The organism is Microbulbifer mangrovi (assembly GCF_002009015.1).
Lineage (GTDB): Bacteria > Pseudomonadota > Gammaproteobacteria > Pseudomonadales > Cellvibrionaceae > Microbulbifer > Microbulbifer mangrovi.
In genome coordinates, this window is record NZ_LZDE01000203.1 from 1 (window position 1) to 7,940 (window position 7,940).

Here is a 7,940-nt window from a genome sequence, read left to right on the forward strand (position 1 = left end):
CCCGTAGCTCAGCTGGATAGAGCGTCGCCCTCCGGAGGCGAAGGTCAGAGGTTCGAATCCTCTCGGGCGGGCCATATATAAAAAAGGCCACCCAACGGGTGGCCTTTTTTATATATCGTCCCAAGCCCTCGGGCTTCGCCCAACTCCCAGGTTCGACTCGCAGGCGCAAAGCGCCGGAGAGCAGCGAGCCCGCAGGGCGAAGCTAATCCTCTCGGGTGACCTCTTCCTAAGAAAGAGGTTAGGCTGGCGAATCTGATTCCAGCCTACCCTCTAGAAATCGACGAAACCACAATCGGTTTATACGATCACAATACAGATCAAAGCCGCAGCGTATTGGCCTTGAATTCACCGATACAATAATCCGCAGCCGCGTGTAATTCCTGCTTCAATCGAGCCGCCTGATTCCCTACCAGCTCGTCATAGGTGGGCGCCGTCTCGCTATCCTCATGGCTAAATTTGCTGCACATAGATTCGGCGAGCACTTCCTTGGTGGAAGTATCGACCAGCCGTAAAACAGCGCTGTAGCCGACTTTGTACTTATTCCAAGTGGTCGGGAAGTAAACAAAGTTCCAATTTGTGGTGCGTACATCCAGCAGTAATCTGGCATCACTTACTTGCGCAGTGAGATCGTCCAGCTTGGCGCCAGAGGTTTCAATTCTGGTATCTTCAAGAAGACGCAGCGAGTATTCCTTGGCCAGCTCTGTAGCCAGAGAGTCATAGATATAGCCGGCTGGGTCTTCCACATTATTTTCGGCAACCAACTTATTGCCCGCAGAAATCATGGCGACGGCACCAAGTGCACCAAATGCACCTTTACCAGCTGTCATCGCTGCAAAGCCGGGCTTTTCACTGGAGAAAGATCCACTGATGGCTCTCCCTTCTATCATCGGGATAGACTCTTCGGACAAAGGCACTGTTTTCACACCAGCACAGCCAACAGCAGCAAGCGCCAAGCTCAGGATAAAGAGTTTTTTTAACATATTATTTCCCCAGTAATTTGAGTGGGTTGTTGGTAATTTTTATTTGAGTTTATTGTTCATTTTTTACAAACATCGCATATCAACCTGGCACGCACGGCAAACCAGAAGCTTTTCGAAATAATCGAAGCTGCCATCAGATGTGCAAAGGTCTACGGCTAGCGCTGGCCAAGTGACGCAATAATACACTTTTCCATCTTTTACCCAAAACTCAGCATAAATTTCTCATCCGAATAGAATTCGGAGGTATATACAACCCTTCCTGGGGCCATACATAAAAAAGCCGCTGATGCGTAAACATCAGCGGCCAAAGACAGGACCAAATGAAATTAATTTAACGCTTACAGCAGCAGATAGTTACGCATGGTGATCTGCTGAGTATGGCTGCCCTGCGAGCCAGTCATTTCAACGCGCAGGTGCACATAGTCACCCGTCTCGCCGTCATTCGGGATTGTGGCGATCCACTCTCCGTCTACCTGTTTCACTTCAGCATCCACCCAGTTGCTGGGCGAGAATTTGTTGGAAACCGGGCAGTACATGAATGCAGAAATGTTTTCCATAGCACATTCCTGGCCGTAACCGTATTGGAGAGATACGGAAGACAGGTCGACTTCACCTAGGCCATCCATCACACCGGACAGTTTGACCTGCATCGGTTCACCCGCATTGGCGGTATTCACGATGCTGAGCGGCAAGTCGATGACCGGAACCAGTACCCGCTGTGGGCCCTGTTTCGAGGCATCGGTATTAAAGGTGTAAATACCCTGGTACAGAGAACCGAGGTGGTCACCAATAGGAGAACGATCGCCCACACCTCTCGCGTAGGAGCGAATCTCCAGAGTGATTTCGCTGTTGCCGTGAGGCACGGTTAGCATGCCGCCATCCAGGTACTGGGTTTGACCATCAACAGTGATACCGTAAGCGGTGCGGCTATTGTAGCCACCGCTGCCATCGTGGCCGGATGCATCACCGAAAGACGGGATACTGAACTGCACGGCATTGGTGGTACGCAGAGCAAGGGAGGATCCGCTGCTCATCTGGGTGCCGCCACGCGGGCCCTTGAACCAGGTGGTTTCCTCTTCACCGGCAGTCATCACCCGCGGACCATCGAAGTAACCGCCATTGTTGCGCAGCTGATGATCAGGCATCACGATGTTGGTCCAGGCGTTCTTGGGGGTCGCTGTGTAGTACTCTTCGCGCTCCACCGGGGTCATGACCATCTGCGGGCTACCGGTAGAGTAGAACTCGCCGGTGCTGTTGGTCATAGCCATCACATCGGTCCAGGCCGGGCGATCGCCATCCTGTGCATGGTAGCGCGCGGTGATTTTGTACATATCCTTCTCGTGGACCTGCACCAGACCGCTGTCGATATGGCCATCGGTGATGTGATTGATGGAGTAAGCGTAGGGACTGCGCTCTGCCGCGATACCACTCCAGCTGACCACGTTATTGCCCGCTTCTACCTCGGCAGCGATACGCTCACCCTGTTCGCCGCTAACGGCAATGACCGGCACTTTCGGCGTTCCGGTAATAACGCCCTTGTAGCGACCACTGGTACCCGGGCGATAGGCAATCACACCGATGGCGCCGTGCTTCATGGCGTTGCCGACCATATAGGAAGTCAGGTAATAGGGGTTGGAAATCAGCGCGATTTTGCCTTCCAGGTCGAACTGTTCCCAGTCGGTGCTATAGCCGGCATCGCCTACTGCAACCATCTCGGCACTGCCTTCGCCATGAAAGCTCAGCGCCAGCCCCTGATTGGTGTAATCCAGTACTTCACCATTTTCCAGGGTGACTTCTGCTTCCGGCGCAATTGCGCGGGTAGTCACAAACGAACGGAAGCGATCGTCATGGCCCTGGGACCAGGCGTAGAAGTTCTTCACGTAATCCGGGGCCAGCTCCATCGCCGCCAGCTTCGCAGACTTGGCATCATCCAGCGCATAGGTAAAGCCGAAGGAATAGCCCTGGGGCGCCAGCGGCTTGCCCGCCTTGAACTCGACCTTTTCCGCATTGCGCGCATCGAATTCGATGGTAGAGTCGCCGGATACATTGCGGCGCAACACTGCCATCTGGGCTGCAGATTCCACCAGCCCGCCGAAGGCGCTGTCGTTATCGTAGGTCATGATATTGGCCACGATGGTGTAATCACCTTCCGGCACATCAAGGCTCGCGACACCATTATTCACCGCCAGGTAATGACCCCAGTCATCCTCGTCGTTCATCACGTAGATTTTGGACGGGGACTGCGCGGGCTTGCCGCGATTGTCGGTAACGGAGAAGCTCAGCTCGACTTGCGGCTGGTCAATCCAGAATGAAACCGGCACGGTAAGGCGTTCGTCTGTATTACCAACGACAGTACCTTCGATGCGACCGGTGATCGCGCCGTAGGCACCGCTGCGCAGGCCAACGGTAGGATCAATCCACACCGGGACGTCGACACTGCCGTTGGCCGGTACGGTAACGGATTTGAGGCCGAGGCCCGCCAGGGTTGACGGCAATTCTACGGAATCGTCTTCACCGACAATATCCAGCTTCAGTTTGAAGGTTTTGTCTTCGCCGGAAAGGTTTTCCAGGGTGACCGAGGCTTCGGTGTACTCGTAATGGCCGCCGGTGAAAAAGCCCAGTTCCGGGTTCGGGTTGGCCACAACGTTCTGGACCATGGCCTGGTTGACGTCCATCGGGCCAGCGCCCTGCTCCAGCACATGGGCATCAGTCGGGGTGACAGAAGAAGTCAGAACCTTTTTCAGCTCGCGCGGGGAAAGTTCCGGGCGCGCCTGTTTCAGCAGCGCCGCGCCACCGGATACGTGGGGTGCGGACATGGAGGTGCCGGAAAGCGCGGTGTAGGCAGTGTCACCAAAACCGCCGGAAGCCGCGGCAACCACCGCAACGCCTTGGGAAGTAATATCCGGTTTGGAAGAGTGACCATCCGGGGACGGACCACGGGAAGAGAAGACCGCGGTTTCATTGTTGCGGTCTACCGCACCCACGGTCAGAGCGCTGGGGGCGCAGCCGGGAGAGCCAACGGTCTCGCGGGTGAAGCTGTTACCGGCTGAGATCACAAACAGGGCTTCGTCGCTGAGCGCTTCCACCAGGTCGACCATCGGCCCGCCACAGGAAGTGGCACTGCCGCCCAGAGACATGCTGACGATGTCAGCACCCTGTTCTACAGCCCAGATCATGCCGTTCAGGATGCCGTAAGTGGAACCACCGCCGGTGTTGCCCAGCACCTTGCCGATCACCAGATTCGTCTCCGGTGCCATACCCGCCCAAAGACCATCGGACTCGACACCGGTACCGGCAATGGTGGTGGCAACGTGGGTGCCGTGACCATTCAGGTCGTCCACGCCGTTACGGGAATAAGTGAAGTCCGCAGAGGCGATAACGCGACCGGCGAGATCCGCATGCTCGACGTCATAACCGGTATCCAGTACCGCCACGGTCACGCCTTCACCGGTGAAGTTCGCGGCATGAGGGTCGTGGGCACCGGTCAGGGGTACAGTGGGTGTCAGGGTTTCAGAAGCGGAAACCTTGTGTGCGTGTAAAAACGCATCCAGCCACACACCTTCCACACTGTTGTCTGCGGTCAATTGTGTCCACAGTTCTGCAGCCTGGGTTTTATCGATACCGAAAGCGGCGCTGTCGATAATCTCGATCTCACCGGTCAGGGACATGCCATTGAGCGCCTGCGGCACGGCGGCGCCGGCCAGGGTGCCATCGATGTACTCGACGATCACCGGCAATTTAGCCGTGGATTTGTCGTCGTAGCCTGCCAGATACAGCTTGCTGATATTGAACAGCTCCATATCCACGGCTTTCGCGTCTACCAGCTTTTGCGCTTTGGGTGGCACCACATAGGTGTCATTGCCGCGCTTGAAGATACTGGTGACCACTTCGCCACCCTCTTCACCCAGCAGGCGGATACCTGCCAGAGCACCGTCATTTTTTACGACGGCAGAAACCTTGTCACCGGTGATCAGGGTAAACATCAGTTCACCGGAATTAATTTCCTCACCAAACTCCTGGGTGAGGTCTTGAGATAGCGCGGGAGCTGCAACCAGCCCTCCCGAAAGAGCGCAAATAGCCGCGGCCAAACGGCTCACTCTGCCAAACTTATTCATTATTTATACCTGAAATTTTCGATTCATTATTCTCATCGATCGCCCTGTCAAACCCCGGCATAACCGGTCGTTGCAGATGGCGCTGCGAGAAATATAGAGCTCGCAAAATATTTATTAGGAGCGACAGACTGTCTTCCGTTTCTGTCTTGTTGCCAACGGAGAGCAGTGTTACAGGCTGCTACAAATAAGACGCCGCGGCAGGTCACAACCTCACCCAGCGCTTTGTAACGGTGTGTAACGCAGCGTTGCAAAAAATAGCTGAAGAAGTAGTCGGAAATTTAAATGAGATAGACGGCACAGATTCACCGATAAAAACTGGATTATCAGTCTGCGTGAAACTTGGGAAGAATTTCTTTTGTGGAGAGTGAGAATTGAATAGTGGAGGAAAAATGAAAAAAAAATACAAACTGCATTCCCCCTCACCACCCGGCCTGTAGCATCTCCACTGGTACCGCGAAAAGGCATGCAATCAAACTTTAGGCGCGCATTCCCCTACTCATCCCATTCGCTGATCTTTACTCCATACGTCCATCAATCGCCCTCATTCGATTGACTGCAAACCGTACAAACCAACTCAAGGGATCAAAAAGGATGAAGATCAGCAATTCAAGCAAATCAGCAATCGGGAGCGCTGCGGCGCTTGCATGCGGTCTGCTCGGTATCACCGTGGCCAATGCCGCCAGAGTACCCACAGTGGAAATCTGCCACTGGAATACAGTCGCCAATGTCTATACCAAGATTGCGATTCCCGGTGGTGTTCCGCTGGACAAGCATCTGGAGAATCACGGCGATATCTATCCCGACTACACGGATGCCAGTGGCATCGGCGTTGACGAGAACTGCAACGTTGTCGAAAGAAAAGTTTTTGCGCGGGCGTTTGTTGATGTAAACCCTGGTGACGGCCCTTACAACAGCGATGTAGATATTGATATTGCCGTATTATCGGATGACAACGGCAATCAAATCCTCGATTCCGATGGGGGAGACAGACTCACGGTATACCAGTACCCAACGAGTTTTACGCCATGCTCTACAGGCGTCTGTACCGATATTCTGGCATTTACCGGGGAAACCAAAAACACCACGGTAGCGGTATCTCCTCCACGGACGGATGGGGTCATAGTGTGGCTTGAAAATTCGGAACGTTTCAACTTTACTTCCAACCGCAGTGCAGGCAGCTACATCATTGGAGATGAAATCGTCTTGGGTGGTTTTGACCCATTTACCGGGGATGAGTTGCCGCCGAATCTGGCGATAAGTGACATTACATCCGGAGCTGGTCCCGACCGTCTTAATTTATCCCAGCCAAGATATTCGAGCTTTGAATGGGAATTCCCTTTGCAACAAGATAGTTACAGTGCACAGGACGACGGTTTTATCGATGTGGAACTCTATTCCCCATAAATTTTTCAACCGCCAGAAGCCGGCATTGACCCTGGCGACGGTTCCGCAGTCGCCAGGTTAAAATTAAAACACCTACAAAACCAGAAATAGATTCACTCTCGACTCCTAAGCATCCAAGGTTCCCACTAGCCACGAGCTTCGGCTGAGCTTCAGTGAAGCACTTATCTACGACCTTTTTGCCGCAAGCTATTTTGAAGCGCGGCAGGCGGCTGTCAGAGCTTGACCAGCAACTTGCCCTGGTTTTCGCCGCTGAACAGCAAGTTGATTCCCTCGATCGCACTTTCGAGACCGTCGATGACATGAGTGCGGAAGCGAATGTGGCCGTTCTGCACATAGCGCGTCAGCGCGTCGGTGGCTTCTTGCGCTTTTTCCAGGTGATCTGGTAACACAAAGCCTTCTATACGCAGACCTTTCAGGTTGATGTCCATCCAGTTCGGGCCAGGCGCCGGTTTTTCGAGGTTGTACTCGGCGATCATGCCGCACACCAGAATACGGCCAAAACGGTTCATACGATCGTAGGCCAGCTGCTGAATCGGGCCGCCGGTATTTTCAAAAAACAGGTCGATACCGTTGGGGCAGGCATCGTCCAGTTGCGCGGCGAGATCGTCTGACTTGTAGTTGATCGCCTTGTCGAATCCCAGCTCATCTTCCAGCCAGCGACATTTTTCATCGCTGCCGGCAGTGCCCACAACCCGCAGACCTTCGGCCTTGGCTATCTGACCGGCAAGTGAACCCACAGAACCGGCGGCGCCGCTGATAAGAATCGTCTCTCCCGCTTGCGGCCGGCCGATGCTGATCAGGCCCACATAGGCCGTCAGGCCAGTGACATAAAAAACGGATAACAGTGCTTCCGGATCAAGGGAGGGATCTATTACCTGCATTTCATCATTGCCGAGCACATATTCCGCCCATCCAGTGGTGCCGATTACCCGAACACCCTTCGGGTAATCCGGGTTACGCGACTCGACCACCTCACCCACGCCGTAGGAACGCATCACTTCGCCGATCTGCACTGGCGGCATGTAGCTGTCCTCACGCGGATTCAGCCAGGTCCGCATGGCCGGGTCGAGGGACATATAGGTCTGCTTAACCAGAAACTGGCCCTCTTTAAGCACAGGGGTTTCCAGCTCGACGGTTTCGAAAATATCCGGAGTCAGATCGCCGCTCGGGCGTTTGCTCAGTTGAATCGCTTGATAGCTCATGGGTCTCTCTTTTGTTACTGCGTTTTTGCCATAGCAATGGGCAAACGGCGAGCTTACGGCACCACGGCTCTGTCGCAGATATTGCAGATTTAGTGCGTTGCCATATTGTCGCTACAAAGAGGAGGCAAGAACTTGTCAAATCACGAAAAGTATTTGTCTTTTAACGTCAGACTACACGCTGGTCGGGACTGCCGAGAAGTGAGTTGTGAGAAGTGAGTTGTGAGAAGCGGGTTGTGAGA

The 7,940-nt window shown here is 54.1% G+C and carries 4 protein-coding genes; 1 reads left to right on the forward strand and 3 read right to left on the reverse strand.

All coding sequences use genetic code 11. The features are described 5' to 3' along the window. Positions 1-317 precede the first annotated feature (317 nt). Both B4U49_RS02220 and B4U49_RS02225 read right to left on the reverse strand, forming a co-directional pair. Positions 318-980 (reverse strand): hypothetical protein, encoded by a 663-nt coding sequence (locus B4U49_RS02220; RefSeq protein ID WP_078082952.1) that lies wholly within the window; start codon positions 978-980, stop codon positions 318-320. A gap of 338 nt (positions 981-1,318) precedes the next feature. Next, complete coding sequence (locus B4U49_RS02225; protein WP_078082953.1) at positions 1,319-5,095, reverse strand: S8 family serine peptidase; 3,777 nt, start codon at positions 5,093-5,095, stop codon at positions 1,319-1,321. A 591-nt stretch (positions 5,096-5,686) separates the two neighbouring features. On the opposite strand from B4U49_RS02225, the gene B4U49_RS02230 reads away from it, so the two are divergent. Beyond that, complete coding sequence (locus B4U49_RS02230; RefSeq protein ID WP_078082954.1) at positions 5,687-6,499, forward strand: hypothetical protein; 813 nt, start codon at positions 5,687-5,689, stop codon at positions 6,497-6,499. 212 nt (positions 6,500-6,711) lie between these two features. On the opposite strand, the gene B4U49_RS02235 is transcribed toward B4U49_RS02230, so the two are convergent. After that, the gene (locus B4U49_RS02235; RefSeq protein ID WP_078082955.1) at positions 6,712-7,701 is read right to left on the reverse strand and encodes an NADP-dependent oxidoreductase; all 990 of its coding nucleotides are present in this window, start codon (positions 7,699-7,701) and stop codon (positions 6,712-6,714) included. Between the last annotated feature and the right edge of the window lie 239 nt (positions 7,702-7,940).

Bases quoted from the DNA above. Each gene is read 5' to 3' on its own strand.
- B4U49_RS02230 (WP_078082954.1), top strand. From the start codon at position 5,687: ATGAAGATCAGCAATTCAAGCAAATCAGCAATCGGGAGCGCTGCGGCG.
- B4U49_RS02225 (WP_078082953.1), bottom strand. From the start codon at position 5,095: ATGAATAAGTTTGGCAGAGTGAGCCGTTTGGCCGCGGCTATTTGCGCT.
- B4U49_RS02235 (WP_078082955.1), bottom strand. From the start codon at position 7,701: ATGAGCTATCAAGCGATTCAACTGAGCAAACGCCCGAGCGGCGATCTG.
- B4U49_RS02220 (WP_078082952.1), bottom strand. From the start codon at position 980: ATGTTAAAAAAACTCTTTATCCTGAGCTTGGCGCTTGCTGCTGTTGGC.